The sequence below is a fragment of the Caballeronia sp. INML2 genome, from assembly GCF_023631365.1.
Taxonomy (GTDB): Bacteria; Pseudomonadota; Gammaproteobacteria; order Burkholderiales; family Burkholderiaceae; genus Caballeronia; species Caballeronia turbans.
In genome coordinates, this window is sequence record NZ_JALQDH010000017.1 from 13,212 (window position 1) to 29,658 (window position 16,447).

A 16,447-nucleotide genomic window follows, 5' to 3' on the forward strand; every position below is an offset into this window, starting at 1 on the left:
TGCCGGCTGATTTACAATCGCCGGCATGAATACTTCCTCTCTCCCTCGCATCGCCGTGCTGGCAACGGGCGGCACCATCGCCGGGTCCGCCGGTGATGCATCGAAGACGGCGGGCTACAAGGCGGGCGTCGTCGGCGTCGACAAATTGCTCGATGCCGTGCCCGCGCTAGGTACAGTCGCGCGCATTCACGCCGAGCAGATCGCGAGCATCGACAGCAAGGACATGAGCGTTGCGCTGTGGACCGCGCTCGCCTCGCGCGTCAATGAACTGCTCGCGCAGGACGATATCGATGGCGTCGTCGTCACGCATGGCACCGATACGCTCGAAGAAACCGCGTATCTGCTGCATCTCACCGTGAAGCACGCGAAGCCTGTCGTGCTGACGGCGGCGATGCGTCCATCGACCGCGCTGTCCGCCGATGGCCCGCTCAATCTGCTGAACGCGGTGACGGTCGCGGCCTCGAAGGACGCGGCGGGCAAGGGCGTGCTCGTCGCATTCAATAATCAGATCCACTGCGCACGCGATGTCACCAAGACGAGCACCTACGCGGTCGATGCGTTCCGTTCGCCCGAGACCGGCGTGCTCGGCTTCGTGCAGGACGGGCGCGTCGAGTTTCAGCGTACGGTCGTGCGGCCGCATACCGCTGCCAGCGAGTTTTCCGTGACCGATGAATGGCCGATGGTCGAGATCGTCGCGAGTTACGCGGATGCATCGCGCGTGATGGTCGATGCCCTCGTGGCGGCGGGTGTGCGCGGGATCGTCGTCGCGGGCACGGGCAACGGCTCGATGCATGCGACGCTCACGCAGGCGCTCGCCGATGCGGTAAGGCAGGGCGTCGCGGTGGTGCGCGCGTCGCGCGTGGGGTCGGGGCATGTGATGCGCAACGGCGCCGCGAATGATGACGCGCTCGGGAGCGTCAGTGCGGGGACGCTTAATGCCTATAAGGCGCGGGTGTTGTTGATGCTTGCTCTGGCTTCGGGGGTCGGAGACCTGCAGCGCGTTTTCGATGCTTACTAGTTTTTAGTTTGTTTGATTGATTGCAAGACAAAAAAACGCGAACCGAAGTCCGCGTTCGAATCGTCGAAACCAAGAAAAATCAGTTCGCCGCCGGAATACGCAGCACCTGCCCTGGATAAATCTTGTCCGGACTCTTCAACATCGGCTTATTCGCTTCGAAGATCACATCGTTCTTCGAGCCGTTGCCATAGTATTTCTCGGCGATCTTCCAAAGATTGTCGCCCGACACGACGGTGTAATACTGCGACTCGGGCTCGCTACTGGGCACGGTCAACTGGTCATCGACCTTGTCGACGTGCTGCACATTGCCCGCCGCGACGAGAATCTTTTCCTTCGTCGCCTGATCCGGCGCCTGGCCCGACACGGTCACGGTATGCGACGCGCCGTCATACTTCACATCCAGATTGTCCGCATTGAGACCCTGCGAACGGATGTACGTCGCGATGGCTTCGCCCGCTTTCTGATTCAGCGCCGCGACATCGACAGGCGCCGCGGCCGGCGCCGCTTCAGCCTTCGACGAGACTGCGCCGAAGAGCTTCTCACCTGCTTCCTTGATAAAGCTGAGGATTCCCATTGTTCAACTCCTTGATTAACAGTGGTGTTACGGCTCGCGAAGTCTAGGCAGATTAGTCGCGATGACCACCAGATAGTTCTGAGTTTTCACAAAAGGATTTGTACACCGCTCATGCTTCAGCAGTAAGACACAGACTGCAACAATCCGACGCGGACACCCGACGACAAACCGTCTGACCGACCAAGGCTTACCCGGCGCACCGCCGGGTGCCGCTCTCGGACCCCACTTTGCCGCCCTCAGCCCAGAGCGACATTTGTCCCGCGTGCCCATACGCGGGACGCCCCACGGTTCAGGCGATACGAATCACGCAGCAGCCTTGGCCTGCTGCGGCTCTTCGGCCACCTGGAAGTTCGACATGATTTCGAGTGCTCGCACGAGCGCCGAGTGATCCCACGCCTTTCCGCCGTTCGCGGCGCATACGCTGAACAATTGCTGCGCGCTCGCCGTGTGGGGCAGGGCGAGGCCCATCTTGCGCGCGCCGTCGAGCGCGAGGTTCAAATCCTTTTGATGCAGCTCGATACGAAAGCCCGGATTGAACGTGCGTTTCGTCATGCGCTCGCCATGCACTTCGAGGATGCGCGACGATGCGAAACCGCCCATCAGTGCTTTACGCACGCGCTCCGGATCGGCGCCCGAACGTGCGGCGAACAGCAGCGCTTCCGCGACCGCCTCGATGTTCAGCGCGACGATGATCTGGTTCGCGACCTTGCACGTCTGACCCGCACCGTTGTCGCCGATGAGCGAGATGTTCTTGCCCATCAGTTCGAACAAAGGCTTTGCGATCTCGAACGACTTCTCGGGACCGCCGACCATGATCGTGAGCGTCGCTTCACGCGCGCCGACTTCGCCGCCGGACACCGGCGCGTCGAGATAGTCGCAGCCGAGCGCGTTGATCTTCTTCGCGAACTCCTGCGTGTCGAGCGGGGCGATCGAGCTCATGTCGATCACGAGCTTGCCCTTCGTGAGACCCTTCGCGACGCCGTCATCGGCGAACAGCACATTGGCGACATCGGGCGTGTCGGGCACCATCGTGATGACGATCTCGCTTTCCTGCGCGACCGCGGTGGAATCCGCGACGACCTGCGTCTGCGCGCGGATATCGTCCGGCACCGGATACTTGCCGTTCACGACGAGCTTGTGACCGCCCTTGATGAGATTGCGCGCCATGTGCGCGCCCATGATGCCGAGACCGATGAAACCGATGGTTGCCATGCTTCCAGCTCCTCCTGTGTGTCAGATTTAAGCGGCAGCGGTGGCTTTCACGCCGCCGATGCTTTGCAGCCAGCCGAGGCCCGCTTCGGTGCCGTTGAGCGGCTTGTACTCGCAGCCGATCCAGCCTTGATAACCAATCTCGTCGAGCAGGCCGAACAGATACGCGTAGTTGATTTCGCCCGTGCCCGGCTCGTTGCGGCCGGGGTTGTCGGCGAGCTGGATATGCGCGATCTGCGGCAGGTTCTTCGTGATCGTCGCCGCGAGTTCGCCTTCCATGCGCTGCATGTGATAGATGTCGTACTGCAGGAACAGATTGTCCGAGCCGACCGCGCGGATCACATCCAGTCCTTCTTTCGAACGGTTGAGCGCGAAGCCCGGAATGTCGTACGCGTTGCACGGCTCGACCAGCAGCCTGATGCCTTCCTTCTTCAGGGCGTCTGCCGCAAAACGCAGATTCTCGATGATCGTCGTGCGCGCCTGTTCCGCCGAGACGCCCGCCGTCGGAATGCCGACGAGGCAATTCAGTTGCGGCACGTTCAGCGCCTTGGCATATTCGATCGCGCGCGGCACGCCTTCGCGGAACTCCGCGACGCGATCCGGCAGGCAGGCGATACCGCGCTCGCCCGCTTCCCAGTTGCCCGCGGGCAGGTTGTGCAGCACGATCTGCAGGTCGTTGTCCTTCAGGCGCCTCTGGATGTCGCTGATCGAGAACGCGTAAGGGAACAGGAACTCGACCGCCTTGAAGCCCGCGTTCGCCGCCGCGGCAAAGCGGTCGAGGAACGGGACTTCGTTGAACAGCATGGTCAGGTTCGCAGCAAATTTCGGCATTATTTTGTCCTGATGGTCGGTCAGTGGATGTGCGCCGCGCGGTCCGGTCGTTCGACACGCGGCGGCGATACTCAGTCGAGCGGCGTGATTGCGGTCGGTGCATCGACCTTGCTCGCGGCGAGCTCCTCGAACTCGTTGATCGCGTCGATCTCGGTGCCCATCGCGATGTTCGTCACGCGCTCGAGAATCATCTCGACGACGACCGGCACCTGATGTTCGGCAGCCAGCGCCTGCGCCTGCTTGAGCGCCGGTGCGATGTCTTCCGGCTTGTGCACGCGCAGCGCCTTGCAGCCGAGACCTTCGGCGACCGCGACGTGATCCACGCCATAGCCTTCGAGCTCAGGCGCATTGATATTGTCGAACGCGAGCTGCACGCAATAGTCCATGTCGAAGCCGCGCTGGGCCTGACGGATCAGGCCGAGGTACGAGTTGTTCACGACCACGTGCACGTACGGCAGCTTGAATTGCGCGCCGACCGCGAGCTCTTCGATCATGAACTGGAAGTCGTAGTCGCCCGAGAGCGCGACGATCTTGCGTTGCGGGTCCGCGGCACGCACGCCGAGCGCAGCGGGAATCGTCCAGCCGAGCGGGCCGGCCTGGCCGCAGTTGATCCAGTTACGCGCCTTGAAGACGTGCAGGAACTGCGCGCCCGCGATCTGCGACAGACCGATCGTCGTGACGAAGCAGGTGTCGCGGTCGAACGCGAGATTCATCTCTTCGTAGACGCGCTGCGGCTTCATCGGGACGTTGTCGAAGTGCGTCTTGCGCAGCATCGTGCGCTTGCGCTGCTGGCAGTCGGCGACCCACGCGCGGCGGTCCTTCAGCTTGCCGGCGGCCTTCCATTCCTTCGCCACTTCGACGAACAGTTCGAGCGCGGCCTTCGCATCCGACACGATGCCGAGGTCCGGTCCGAACACGCGGCCGATCTGCGTCGGCTCGATATCCACGTGCACGAACTTACGGCCCTTGGTGTAAACCTCGACGCTGCCGGTATGGCGGTTCGCCCAGCGGTTGCCGATGCCGAGCACGAAGTCGGAGGCGAGCATCGTCGCGTTACCGTAGCGGTGCGACGTCTGCAGGCCGACCATGCCGGCCATCAGCGGGTGATCGTCCGGAATCGCGCCCCAGGACATGAGCGTCGGAATGACGGGCACGCCGAGCGTTTCGGCGAACTGCACGAGCAGATCTTCGGCCGCTGCATTCAGCACGCCGCCGCCGGAGACGATTAACGGCTTTTCGGCGTCGTTGAGCATCGTCAGCGCTTTTTCGATCTGCGCGCGCGTTGCCTTCGGCTTGTAGACCGGCAGCGGCTCATACGTGTCGATGTCGAATTCGATCTCGGCGAGCTGCACGTCGATCGGCAGGTCGACCAGCACCGGACCCGGACGGCCCGAGCGCATCAGATGGAAGGCCTGCTGGAACACGCGCGGCACGAGCGCCGGCTCGCGCACGGTGACGGCCCACTTCGTGACCGGCTTGGCGATCGATTCGATGTCGACGGCCTGGAAGTCTTCCTTGTACAGACGCGCACGCGGCGCCTGGCCGGTGATGGCGAGAATGGGGATCGAATCCGCCTGGGCCGAGTAGAGGCCCGTGATCATGTCCGTGCCCGCCGGACCCGACGTGCCGATGCAAACGCCGATGTTGCCGGGCGCGGCCCGGGTATAACCTTCGGCCATGTGCGAGGCGCCCTCGACGTGGCGCGCGAGCACGTGGCTGATGCTGCCCGACTTCTTCATCGCCGAGTAGAAGGGGTTGATGGCGGCGCCCGGCACGCCGAACGCGGTGTCGATTCCTTCTTTTTCCAGCACGAGGACGGCTGCGTCGACGGCTCTCATCTTGGGCATGGTTGTCTCCTTCCTGGGGTCTCTATCCGAAATGGCTGTCTGCATTCAAGCAGGGTTCCGTTGCACTTTAAGTCTGTGAAAAAGGTTTGATAAGATCAGCCGGAGTCGCTTTTTCCCAAACAAAAAGTATCGAATGTCCGTTCCGCTCGATATGGCGGCTGGAGACGAGAGATGGACCGCTTCAAGCAGATAGAAACCTTTGTGCGCGTGGCCGAAGCCGGCAGCCTGGCCGCGGCGGCGCTGGAGGAGGGCGTGTCGCCGGTGATTCTCGGAAGGCGCATCGACGCGCTCGAAAAGCGCCTCGGCGTGAAGCTGATGTATCGCTCGACGAGGCGGCTCGTCGTGAGCGAAGAGGGCGCGGCGTTTCTGGACCGCTGCAAAAATCTGCTGTCGGAATGGGATCAGGCAGAGAACGAACTCGCGGCGGGACGGCGCGCGGTGGGCGGACATCTGATCGTGTCGGCGCCGGCGGCGTTCGGGCGCATGCACGTCGCGCCGCACGCGCCCGCGTTCGTCGCTGACAAGCCCGAATTGCAGATGTCGTTCAATCTGACCGACCGCGTCGTCGATCTGGTGCGCGAGGGCTATGACCTGTCGATTCGCATCGGCGGGGCGGTCGACCCGAATTTCGTCGCCGTCAAGCTCGCAAGCAACCGGCGCGTCGTGTGCGGCACGCCTGCCTACTTCAGGAAGCACGGCCGGCCGAAAGCGCTCGAAGACCTGCCGAATCACAATTGCCTTGCGTTCAATCTGCAGGGGGGACAGAACCGCGGCTGGTATTTCCGGCGTAGCGGCAAGGTCGTGACGGTTCGCGTCACCGGAAACCTCGATTGCAACGACGGCGAGTTGCTGCACCGCTGGGCGTCGGAAGGGCTGGGGCTCGGCTGGCGCTCGACTTGGGAGATCCAGCGGCAACTGGAGTCGGGCGAACTCGAAACCGTCCTCGACGAATTCGAACTGCCCGACTACGACATCCTCGCGGTCTATCCGCAACAGCGCTACGTACCGGCGCGCGTGCGGTATTTCATTGATTATCTTAAGGAAATCTATGCGCAGCCCGGTTACTGGAGCCGTCCGCTGACGCTTCCCGGCGAATCGCATCCGCCGCACGAGCACAGCCGCTAACTGCTTGAAAAGCCGACGATTTGACTTGCCGGCCCAGCCGATTCGCGCTATAGTTTCGGGCTTCTCACTTGCCACACCGGTCCGACGCCCGGGTGGCTTCAATCCACAAGTAGCTACAAGGAGTGAACATGCGTCATTACGAAATCGTCTTTATCGTGCATCCCGATCAGAGCGAGCAAGTGCCCGCGATGATCGAGCGTTACAAGAGCACGATCACGTCGCACGGTGGCCAGATCCACCGCATCGAGGACTGGGGCCGTCGCCAACTGGCCTACATGATCGAGAAACTCGCGAAGGCTCACTACGTCTGCATGAACATCGAATGCGACCAGGCTACGCTCGAAGAACTGGAACACGCGTTCAAGTTCAACGACGCCGTTCTGCGTCACCTCATCGTCAAGATGAAGAAGGCCGAAACCGGCCCGTCGCCGATGATGAAGGAAGTGCAGCGCGAAGAAGCCAAGAAGGCGGCCAGCCAGCCGTCCGAAGCGCAGGCTTAAGGACAGTTTCGAACTGTCAAGCCACCAGGGAACAGAAGCTATCTCGTGAACCGGCTGCAACTGACAGCAAGCGTCGTGGAGCGCGAACCGGTGCGGTACACGCCCGCCGGCATCCCGATCGCAAGCTGCACGTTGCAACACGCGGCAGAAGTCGTCGAAGCAGGCATCGCCCGAAAGATCGAGCTGACACTGCAGGCGGTTGCGGCTGGAGAGGCGAGCGGCAGGCTGGAAAACTATCCGATGGGCGTCGAAGCACGCTTCACCGGATTCCTGGCCAAAAAGAGCCGTAACGCGCGAACCCTGGTGTTTCACATCACAGAATTGCAGGACATTGGAAAGGACTAATCATGCCCCGCCCGACTGGTAAGAAATTCGACAAGCGTCGTCAGCAACAAAACCCGCTCTTCAAGCGCAAGAAGTTTTGCCGTTTCACGGCAGCCGGTGTCGAGTACATCGACTACAAGGACACGGAAACGCTGAAGGACTTCATCGGCGAAAACGGCAAGATCACGCCGGCTCGTCTGACTGGCACGAAGGCGCACTACCAGCGCCAGCTCGACACGGCGATCAAGCGCGCGCGTTTCCTCGCGCTCCTGCCGTACACCGACCTGCACAAGGCCTAATCAGACGACGCACTAAGGAAAGCCAAAAATGCAAATCATTCTTTTGGAAAAGGTCGTCAACCTGGGCAACCTGGGCGATATCGTCAAGGTCAAGGACGGCTACGCACGTAACTTCCTGATCCCCGGCAAGAAGGCACGCCGCGCAACGAAGGACGCGATCGCCGAATTCGAAGTTCGCCGCGCCGAGCTCGAAAAGGTCGCCGCCGAGAAGCTGACTGCCGCGCAAAAGCAAGGCGAAAAGCTGAACGGTTTCACGGTTCAGATCTCGCAAAAGGCGGGCGTGGACGGCCGTCTGTTCGGTTCGGTCACGAACGCGGACATCGCTGAAGCACTCAAGTCGCAAGGCTTCGCCGAAGTGGAAAAGGCGCAAGTGCGTCTGCCGCAAGGCCCGCTCAAGATGGTCGGCGACCATTCGGTTCAAGTGGCGCTGCACACGGACGTGCTGGTCGACGTCACCGTGTCGGTGCTCGGCGAGCACGCGTAAGTTTCAAGCGAGGCCCCGCGCCTCGCGAGCAGCACAGGAAAACGGAGCCTCGACGGCTCCGTTTTTTTTCGCCTGACAATAGTATCGCCGGCTGTATTTCATCGATAATTCCACCCCATGAACGCTCCGTCCAAAGACCCGCAACTCGACGCGCTGAAGGTCCCGCCGCATTCGATCGAAGCCGAGCAATCCGTGATTGGCGGCCTGCTGCTGGACAACGCCGCATGGGACCGCATCGCCGATGTCATGCACCAGGGCGATTTTTATCGCTACGACCATCGCATCATTTATGAGCACATCGGCAAGCTGATCGCGTCGACGCGCCCGGCGGACGTGATCACCGTCTACGAAGCGCTCACGATGGCCGGTAAGGCCGAGGAAGTAGGCGGGCTCGCGTATCTGAACGCGCTCGCGCAGAACACGCCCAGCGCCGCGAATATCCGCCGCTACGCGGAGATCGTGCGCGACCGTGCCGTGCTGCGCCGTCTCGTGTCGGTCGCGGATGAAATCTCCGCCGACGCCTTCAATCCGCAAGGCAAGGAAGTTCGTCAGATTCTCGACGAAGCCGAAGCGCGCGTGTTCTCGATCGCCGAAGAAGGGGCGCGCGGCACGCAGGGCTTCCTGGAAATCGGGCCGCTGCTCACGCAGGTCGTCGAGCGCATCGACACGCTGTACCACACGGCCAATCCGAGTGATGTGACCGGCACGCCGACCGGCTTCGTCGATCTCGACCGCATGACCTCTGGCATGCATGGCGGCGAGCTGATCATCGTGGCGGGACGCCCGTCGATGGGCAAGACGGCGTTCTCCATGAACATCGGCGAATACGTAGCGGTGGAGTACGGCTTGCCCGTCGCAGTGTTCTCGATGGAAATGCCGGGCACGCAACTGACGATGCGTATGCTGGGTTCGGTCGGCCGGCTGGATCAGCACCGCATGCGCACGGGCCGTCTCACGGATGAGGATTGGCCGAAGCTCACGCACGCGGTGCAGAAAATGAGCGAGGCGCAGCTTTTCATCGACGAAACCGGCGGCCTCAATCCGATGGAACTGCGCTCGCGCGCGCGGCGTCTGTCCCGCCAATGCGGCAAGCTCGGCCTGATCATCGTCGACTACCTTCAACTGATGTCGGGCTCGGGCGGCGGCGAAAACCGCGCGACTGAAATCTCCGAAATCTCGCGCTCGCTCAAGAGTCTCGCGAAGGAGCTCGACGTGCCGGTGATCGCGCTGTCGCAGTTGAATCGCGGCCTCGAACAACGTCCGAACAAACGCCCGATCATGTCGGATTTGCGCGAATCCGGCGCTATCGAACAGGACGCGGACGTGATCCTCTTCATTTATCGCGACGAAGTCTACAACCCCGACAGCCCTGACAAGGGCACCGCCGAGATCATCATCGGCAAGCAGCGTAACGGTCCGATCGGGCCGGTACGCCTGACGTTCCACGGCCAATACACGAAGTTCGACAACTTCGCTGGTGCGCAGAATTTCTACGGCGGGGAATAAGCCCCGAATCGCATCACTGTCAATCCCTGCCGACAACCACCGCCGCGCGTCATGAACGCGCGGTGCGTCGGATAACACGCACAGGTACAATATGACAGTTTGATGTTGTGTCAACACTGACCCATTTAGCGGGAATTTCATGTTTGGTCGTTTCATGCCCACCGAGGGCAAATTCTTCGAGATCTTCAATGCGCACGCGAAGTGCATGGTCGATGCAAGCCGCGAGCTCGAACTGCTGATCGATAACCTCGACGATGCCGAGGTCCACAAGCAGAACGTCCAGGCGAACGAAAAGCGTGCCGACAAGCTCACGCACGAGACCATCGACCTGCTGCACAAGACGTTCATCACGCCGCTCGACCGCGACGAAATCCACAAGCTCATCACGACGATGGACGACATCCTCGATCTGATGGAGGACGTCGCGACGGCCATTTCGCTGTACGACGTGCGCGCCGTGACGTCGGAAGCCAGCCAGCTCGCGCATATCTGCACCGGCACGGTCATACGCGTGCAGCAGGCCGTCGAATTGCTGGCCGACATGAAGCGCGCGAGCGAAATCCTGAAGATCTGCGAGGAAATCGACCGTCTGGAGTCCGATGCCGACCGCGTGCTGCGCTCGGCGATGTCGAAGCTCTTCCGCGAGGAAGACGACGTGAAGACGCTCATCAAGCTGAAGGCGATTTACGAGCTGCTCGAGACGATTACCGACAAGTGCGAAGACGTCGCGAACATCATCGAAGGCATCGTGCTGGAAAACGCCTGACCAAGCCGTCCAAGCCCCCGGCGCGCGGCGGGCCCGCGCGCGGCGGGACACGAAAAAACCGGGACGACAAACCGGCAGCGCATTTCAAGACCGGTCAAAACAACACCAACTGATGCATTCGATTCAACTCGCCATCTGGGCAGTCGCCTTGCTCGTCATAGTCGCGCTCGCGTTCGACTTCATGAACGGCTTTCACGACGCCGCCAATTCCATTGCGACGGTCGTTTCGACCGGCGTGCTCAAGCCACAGCAGGCGGTCGCATTCGCCGCTGCGTTCAACGTCATTGCATATTTCATCTTTCACCTGAAGGTCGCGGCGACCGTCGGCAAAGGCACCATCGATCCCGAGATCGTCGATCACTACGTGATCTTTGGCGCGCTCGTCGGCGCGATCGGCTGGAATATCGTCACGTGGCACTACGGCATTCCGTCGAGCTCGTCGCACGCGCTCATCGGCGGTCTCGTCGGCGCCGCGCTCGCGAAGTCGGGCTGGGGATCGCTCAACTGGGACGGGCTGCTGAAAACGGTCGCGTTCATTTTCATCTCGCCGCTGCTCGGCTTCGTGCTCGGCTCGTTCTTCATGCTGCTCGTGTCGTGGCTGTATTTCCGCACACCGCCTTCGAAGGTCGACCGGCGTTTCCGGCGCATGCAGCTTGTCTCGGCAGGCCTGTATTCGCTCGGCCACGGCGGCAACGACGCGCAAAAGACGATCGGCATCATCTGGATGCTGCTGATCGCGACCGGCTACGCGTCGGCGGCCTCCGATGCGCCGCCGGTCTGGGTGATCGGCCTGTGCTATCTGTCGATGGGTCTCGGGACGCTCTTCGGCGGCTGGCGGATCGTGCGCACGATGGGCCAGAAAATCACGAAGTTGAAGCCGGTCGGCGGATTCTGCGCGGAGACGGGCGGGGCGATCACGCTTTTCGTCGCGTCGTTCCTCGGCATTCCAGTTTCGACGACGCATACGATCACCGGCGCGATCGTCGGCGTGGGCGCGACGCAGAAGTTCAGCGCGGTGCGCTGGGGCGTCGCGGGCAACATCGTGTGGGCCTGGATTCTGACGATTCCCGCCTCCGCCGCGCTCGCCGCAGCGGGCTGGTGGGTCGGCCACCGCTTCTTGTAAGCGTCGTGTCCCGTCTCGGGTCCCCGAACCGTCGCGCGGCCCGAGCGCATCAAATGATCGGCGACGACACTCCGTCCATCGGAATGATCGCGCCCGACACGTAACTCGCGCGGCGGCTCGCCAGAAAGAGCGCGACGTCGGCGATTTCCTCCGGTTTCGCGTAGCGCCCGAGGGGCACTTTCGCCTGGCTTTCGGCGAGCACCTGATCGCGCGTGACGCCTTGCCGTTTCGCTTCCAGATCCAGCGCTTCCTCGACGCGCTCGGTGAGCGTCGCGCCCGGATTGATCGCGTTGATGCGAATGCCGAGCTTCGCATAATGATGAGCGAGGCCGACGGTATTGAGCATCAGCGCCGCATTGGCCGCGCCGCCCGCGATGTGGATGTCCGTTGCGATCTTCCCGCCCATCCCGACGATATTGACGATCGCGCCAGGCTCGGCGCCGGGATCGTTGCGCAGGCGTTCGGCCATGCGCTTCAGCACGACCTGCTGCGGATAGACGTAGGAGAAGTACTTGGCGTCCATGGCCGCTTTGTAAGCCGCGGCATCGAGGGTGTCGGGATCGTAGCGCCGGGCGGCGCCGGCGCTGTTGATAAGAATATCGATCGGCCCGAGCGCGGCGCTCGCTTCCTCGACCACATCCTCGGCGCTGTGTGCTTCGTGCAGATCGGCGCGCGCGAGATGGACGTGATAACCCGCGCTCGCCAGTTGCTCGCGGGCGCGGGCGAGATTCGCGGCATCGCGCGAGACGATCGCGACTTTCGCGCCTTCGCTCGCGAACGCTTTAGCGCATGCAAATCCGATTCCCTTGCTGCCGCCCGTGATCAGGACGACCTTGCCCGCGAGTCCCAGGTCCATGGTGTTGCGCTCCGTCGACGAATGATCGGAACACGATAGCAGAGACGCGTGGCGCGCGTCAGTTCGTGCCGGTGGCGAAACGGGCGATGGGATCGTCGCTTTGCGCGGGGCGGGGCGCGGCGATCGAACCAGTCGAGGCGCGTATCACGCGTACGGGCGGTTCGGCGGCATCGTCGGACTTGGCGGCGGTCTGAGCGGCGCGCGCCTGTTGAACTGCGGCGCGCGAGCTGGGGGGCGGCGGCTCGAAGGCATCGGCGGCTGCCTGGATCGGATCGGGCGACGCGTTGACGACGGCGGCGGTCTGAGGCGCGGTCGCGCCCGCGGCCTGCGATTGTCGTTGCGCGGCGGTGAGCGTGGAGGGCGGCGGTTCGAAGGCGTCGGGGTTTGTCGGAGGAGGTGGCGTTTGCCGCGGATAGGCAGGAGCCGGCGCGGGCGAAGCCAGATAAGTCGGCGCGTCGAACGGCGTGGGTGCGGCCTTCGGCGGCGCGACGCGCCGGATGCCGTCAAAGCGCTTCGCCCAATAGGGGTTCGTCAGATAGTCGAGCCGCACGGTGCCGCCCGTCGATGGCGCATTCACGAAGCGCAGCTTGCCGACGTATATGCCCACGTGCGAATGCGGCCGCCCGGTCGTGTTGAAGAAGATCAGATCGCCCGGCGCGATCTCGTCCGGTTCGACCGATTCGCCTCGCGAACTCATGTCGGCGGTCGTACGCGGCAGATTGACCGACGCCGCACGGTCGACGACATAACGCACGAGTCCGCTGCAATCGAAACCGGCGTCGGGTGTATTGCCGCCCCAACGGTACGGCACGCCGACGAGCGACATCGCCTGAATGGAAATTTCCTCGCGCCCGACGCTGTGATCGACGAAGTTCGGAAAGCCGGGCGGCGTCTGGAAGGTGCGGTTGGCGGTGGTGCCGGCGGTCGTGCCGGCGGCGGGCCTGCGCGAGGTCTGCTGCGGCGCGGTTCCACACGCGGCAAGCAGTACGGAGACGGAAAGCAGGAACCAGATTCGACGCATTGCTATAGGCGAGCGAAATCTCGCCAGGAAGGGCACTGTGCCGATACTAGCCCGCCGAACGGATCTGCGACAAGATGTCTTCAGGATTTACATGAAGTTCGTGCCGTAAGTGTTGCAGCCGGGGAACGTTCAGACAAAAGGAAACGGCCCGGGGGATTCCTCCACCGGGCCGCCGGGTACGCGCACGCGCTGCTTAGAGAATATCGGAGGCGTAATCCGCAAGACGCGAACGCTCGCCGCGCGCGAGCGTCACGTGCCCGCTGTGCGTCCACCCCTTGAAGCGATCGACGACATACGTAAGCCCTGAACTGCCTTCGGTCAGGTACGGCGTGTCGATCTGCGCGATGTTGCCGAGGCAGATGATCTTCGTGCCAGGGCCCGCACGCGTGACGAGTGTTTTCATCTGCTTAGGCGTCAGGTTCTGCGCCTCGTCGATGATCACGTACTTGTCGACGAACGTGCGCCCGCGCATGAAGTTCATGCTCTTCACCTTCAGTCGCGAACGGATGAGTTCCTGCGTTGCGGCGCGGCCCCATTCGCCGGCGGCGTCGTCGGTCTTCTGCAGGACTTCGAGGTTGTCGTCGAATGCGCCCATCCACGGCTGCATCTTCTCTTCCTCGGTCCCCGGCAGGAAGCCTATATCCTCGCCGACCGGAACCGTCGCGCGCGTCACGATGATCTCGTTGTAGCGCTTGTCGTCGAGCACTTGAGCGAGGCCCGCGGCGAGCGCCATCAGCGTCTTGCCGGTGCCCGCCTGGCCAAGCAGCGTGACGAAATCGACTTCCGGGTTCATCAACAGGTTGAGCGCGAAGTTTTGCTCGCGATTGCGCGCCGTGATGCCCCACACGTTGTTCTTGTGATGACCGTAATCGCGCAGCGTCTGCAGGAGCGCGGTCTTGCCGTTCAGCTCGCGCACGACCGCGTGAAACGACGGCTCGCCGTTCTGCGGCTCCAGATAGACGAACTCGTTGACGAGCATCGACGGGCACAGCGGCCCGGTCACGCGGTAATAGGTCGTGCCGGTCTTGGTGTCCTGCCAGCTTTCCATGCCCTTGGCGTGTTTGGTCCAGAAGTCCTGCGGCAGCGCGCGCACGCCCGAGTAGAGCAGGTCCTTGTCCTCGAGAACCTGGTCGTTGAAATAGTCCTCGGCGGGCAGCCCGAGCGCGTGCGCCTTGATGCGCATGTTGATGTCTTTCGACACCAGCACGACCTGACGATCCGGCCGCTCTTTTTGCAGCGCGCGCACGACGCCGAGAATCTGATTGTCCGCCTTGCCGACAGGCAAGCCTTCCACCGGCTCGATGTCAGTGAGCGTCGTCTGGAAGTAAAGGCGGCCGAGCGCGTCGCGGTTGCCTTGCGCGGCCAACGGCAAACCTTCCGCCATCTTGCCGGCGTCGCCCGCGTGCGCGACGAGCGCATCGAGCGTGCGGCTCACCTGACGGGCGTTGCGCGCGACTTCCGACATGCCCTTCTTGTGATTGTCGAGTTCTTCCAACGTCATCATCGGCAGATAGACGTCGTGTTCCTCGAAGCGGAAGAGCGAGCTCGGATCGTGCATCAGCACGTTGGTGTCGAGCACGAATAGCTTGCGCAACTCGTCTTCGGTTGCCGTGCCCTTGCGGCGCTTGTTCTGCGTGCGCGTGTCTCTTGCCACGGCCGGGGCCGATGCCTCGGGCGCCACAGGGGTTTCGGCGCGCCCGGTGCGGGCTTCGACGGGTTCCGGCGTGGCGCGCGCGCCCGGCGCCGCCTGCAGGAGCGCCGCGGTCTGTTTCGATTTTCGGCCGCGCGTCGGCACGGTGCCCGGCGCGGGCGGCGGCACGACCGCTTCCATATGCGGTTCGGCCGGAATCTGGGTCAGCACGTCGCTTGCGATCGAGCGCAGCGTGTGCGCGGCGTTCGTAGCGGCGGGACGCTCAGCCGCGACGGTTTCGACCGCGCCGTAGGCGTCGTCATCGCTCGCCGCGGCTTGTTTCTTCGACTGCTTCGAAGGCCGGGCTTTGGCCTTGTATTCCTCAGCCGGAAGGAGGTGGCCGAGCTTGGCCGGGGCGGTAGGCAAAGGCATAGTGTTCCCTCGAAAGGAATCGGGTCGTGTATCGTGCGCCGCCTGTCGCATCCTGCTCGTACGCCCTCGAAGCGATACGCATCCAGCAGTTTGCGCCCGGTGGCGCGCTTCGTTGTCGAAATCGCCGGTTCGCCTAAGTTTCGATCTGCTCCTTGGAGGTCGCGTGCAAGGCGTCGCGCATGAGCCGATGAACCTGGCTTTTGTGCGGCGCCAAATGAAAAAGCCGCCGTTCCGACTACCGGAACCAGCGGCTGACTTCTGCTTCAGAGCGCCTTTGCCTTGCCGACTCCACGTAGCCCGGGTCCATGCCGACCGTACCGGCAGGCACACGGCGGCTCGCGCTAAGGCAGAGGGAATGGGGAGGACAGGCGCTCATTGCGAACCAATATAACGTGCCTCAAATCGCTTGTACAGCCTCCACAATCGCCTCTACGTGGCCTGGCACCTTGACGCCGCGGAACTCGCGGCGGAGTACGCCATTCCCGTCGATGAGGAAGGTCGAACGCTCGACGCCGCGCACTTCCTTGCCATACATTTTCTTCATTTTGATGACATCGAAGGCCGAGCAGATGGCTTCGTCGCCGTCGGAAACCAGCGTGTAAGGCAGCTCCAGCTTGGCCTTGAAGTTGTCGTGCGATTTCACGCTGTCGCGCGAGATGCCGATCACTTCCGCACCTGCCGCCTTGAACTGGTCGTAGTGGTCGCGAAACTGCAGGCTTTCGGTCGTGCAGCCCGGGGTGTTGTCCTTCGGGTAAAAGAAGAGCACGACCTTCTTCCCACGCAGGGACGACAGGGTGAACTCGCCACCCGTCGCGGGGGCGGTGAAGTCGGGAACGGGCTGGTCGACTGCGACTGACACGTAGGTTTCTCCGGTAGTTCTGGTTTGAAGGTGAGAAATAGGA

General features: G+C 62.7%; 17 protein-coding genes. 9 read left to right on the plus strand and 8 right to left on the minus strand.

Annotated elements, in window-relative coordinates; translation table 11 throughout:
* Positions 1 to 25 precede the first annotated feature (25 nt).
* Positions 26 to 1,018, plus strand: coding sequence for an asparaginase (locus tag NCT32_RS06540; RefSeq protein ID WP_086960875.1), 993 nt, complete (start codon positions 26 to 28; stop codon positions 1,016 to 1,018).
* 79 nt (positions 1,019 to 1,097) lie between these two features.
* Here the strand turns inward: NCT32_RS06540 and lysM are convergent, their stop codons facing one another.
* The 4 genes from lysM to gcl form a co-directional block, all read right to left on the minus strand.
* The gene (gene lysM, locus NCT32_RS06545) at positions 1,098 to 1,592 is read right to left on the minus strand and encodes a peptidoglycan-binding protein LysM (protein WP_061117418.1); all 495 of its coding nucleotides are present in this window, start codon (positions 1,590 to 1,592) and stop codon (positions 1,098 to 1,100) included.
* Positions 1,593 to 1,895: 303 nt separating this feature from the next.
* Positions 1,896 to 2,804, minus strand: coding sequence for a 2-hydroxy-3-oxopropionate reductase (locus NCT32_RS06550; protein ID WP_061117417.1), 909 nt, complete (start codon positions 2,802 to 2,804; stop codon positions 1,896 to 1,898).
* A 27-nt stretch (positions 2,805 to 2,831) separates the two neighbouring features.
* Entirely contained in the window at positions 2,832 to 3,632 is an 801-nt protein-coding gene (hyi, locus tag NCT32_RS06555) for a hydroxypyruvate isomerase (protein ID WP_061117416.1), read from the minus strand.
* A 71-nt stretch (positions 3,633 to 3,703) separates the two neighbouring features.
* Positions 3,704 to 5,479 (minus strand): glyoxylate carboligase, encoded by a 1,776-nt coding sequence (gene gcl, locus NCT32_RS06560; RefSeq protein WP_061117415.1) that lies wholly within the window; start codon positions 5,477 to 5,479, stop codon positions 3,704 to 3,706.
* A gap of 171 nt (positions 5,480 to 5,650) precedes the next feature.
* On the opposite strand from gcl, the gene NCT32_RS06565 reads away from it, so the two are divergent.
* The 8 genes from NCT32_RS06565 (at position 5,651) to NCT32_RS06600 (ending at position 11,606) form a co-directional block, all read left to right on the plus strand.
* A complete protein-coding gene (locus NCT32_RS06565) occupies positions 5,651 to 6,604 on the plus strand; it encodes a LysR family transcriptional regulator (RefSeq protein ID WP_061117414.1) in 954 nt (317 codons plus the stop codon).
* Between the two features lie 128 nt (positions 6,605 to 6,732).
* Complete coding sequence (gene rpsF / locus NCT32_RS06570; RefSeq protein WP_061117413.1) at positions 6,733 to 7,104, plus strand: 30S ribosomal protein S6; 372 nt, start codon at positions 6,733 to 6,735, stop codon at positions 7,102 to 7,104.
* Positions 7,105 to 7,149: 45 nt separating this feature from the next.
* Positions 7,150 to 7,449, plus strand: a complete 300-nt coding sequence (priB, locus tag NCT32_RS06575; RefSeq protein ID WP_061117412.1) for a primosomal replication protein N — start codon at positions 7,150 to 7,152, stop codon at positions 7,447 to 7,449.
* A gap of 2 nt (positions 7,450 to 7,451) precedes the next feature.
* A complete protein-coding gene (rpsR, locus tag NCT32_RS06580; RefSeq protein ID WP_007000150.1) occupies positions 7,452 to 7,727 on the plus strand; it encodes a 30S ribosomal protein S18 in 276 nt (91 codons plus the stop codon).
* 28 nt (positions 7,728 to 7,755) lie between these two features.
* Positions 7,756 to 8,211: a 50S ribosomal protein L9 gene (gene rplI, locus NCT32_RS06585; protein WP_061117411.1), complete on the plus strand. Its 456-nt coding sequence runs from the start codon at positions 7,756 to 7,758 to the stop codon at positions 8,209 to 8,211.
* A 117-nt stretch (positions 8,212 to 8,328) separates the two neighbouring features.
* A complete protein-coding gene (locus NCT32_RS06590) occupies positions 8,329 to 9,717 on the plus strand; it encodes a replicative DNA helicase (RefSeq protein ID WP_008349838.1) in 1,389 nt (462 codons plus the stop codon).
* A 139-nt stretch (positions 9,718 to 9,856) separates the two neighbouring features.
* Positions 9,857 to 10,483: a DUF47 domain-containing protein gene (locus NCT32_RS06595; RefSeq protein ID WP_061117410.1), complete on the plus strand. Its 627-nt coding sequence runs from the start codon at positions 9,857 to 9,859 to the stop codon at positions 10,481 to 10,483.
* 112 nt (positions 10,484 to 10,595) lie between these two features.
* Positions 10,596 to 11,606, plus strand: coding sequence for an inorganic phosphate transporter (locus NCT32_RS06600; protein WP_061117409.1), 1,011 nt, complete (start codon positions 10,596 to 10,598; stop codon positions 11,604 to 11,606).
* A 49-nt stretch (positions 11,607 to 11,655) separates the two neighbouring features.
* On the opposite strand, the gene NCT32_RS06605 is transcribed toward NCT32_RS06600, so the two are convergent.
* The 4 genes from NCT32_RS06605 to NCT32_RS06620 all read right to left on the minus strand — a co-directional run bounded on the left by NCT32_RS06605 (position 11,656) and on the right by NCT32_RS06620 (position 16,404).
* Complete coding sequence (locus NCT32_RS06605) at positions 11,656 to 12,462, minus strand: SDR family oxidoreductase (RefSeq protein ID WP_061117408.1); 807 nt, start codon at positions 12,460 to 12,462, stop codon at positions 11,656 to 11,658.
* A 58-nt stretch (positions 12,463 to 12,520) separates the two neighbouring features.
* Positions 12,521 to 13,483 (minus strand): C40 family peptidase, encoded by a 963-nt coding sequence (locus NCT32_RS06610; RefSeq protein WP_061117407.1) that lies wholly within the window; start codon positions 13,481 to 13,483, stop codon positions 12,521 to 12,523.
* A gap of 193 nt (positions 13,484 to 13,676) precedes the next feature.
* Positions 13,677 to 15,545: a PhoH family protein gene (locus NCT32_RS06615; RefSeq protein ID WP_061117406.1), complete on the minus strand. Its 1,869-nt coding sequence runs from the start codon at positions 15,543 to 15,545 to the stop codon at positions 13,677 to 13,679.
* A gap of 397 nt (positions 15,546 to 15,942) precedes the next feature.
* On the minus strand, positions 15,943 to 16,404 hold the full coding sequence (locus tag NCT32_RS06620; RefSeq protein WP_061117405.1) for a peroxiredoxin: 462 nt from the start codon (positions 16,402 to 16,404) through the stop codon (positions 15,943 to 15,945).
* Positions 16,405 to 16,447 lie beyond the last annotated feature (43 nt).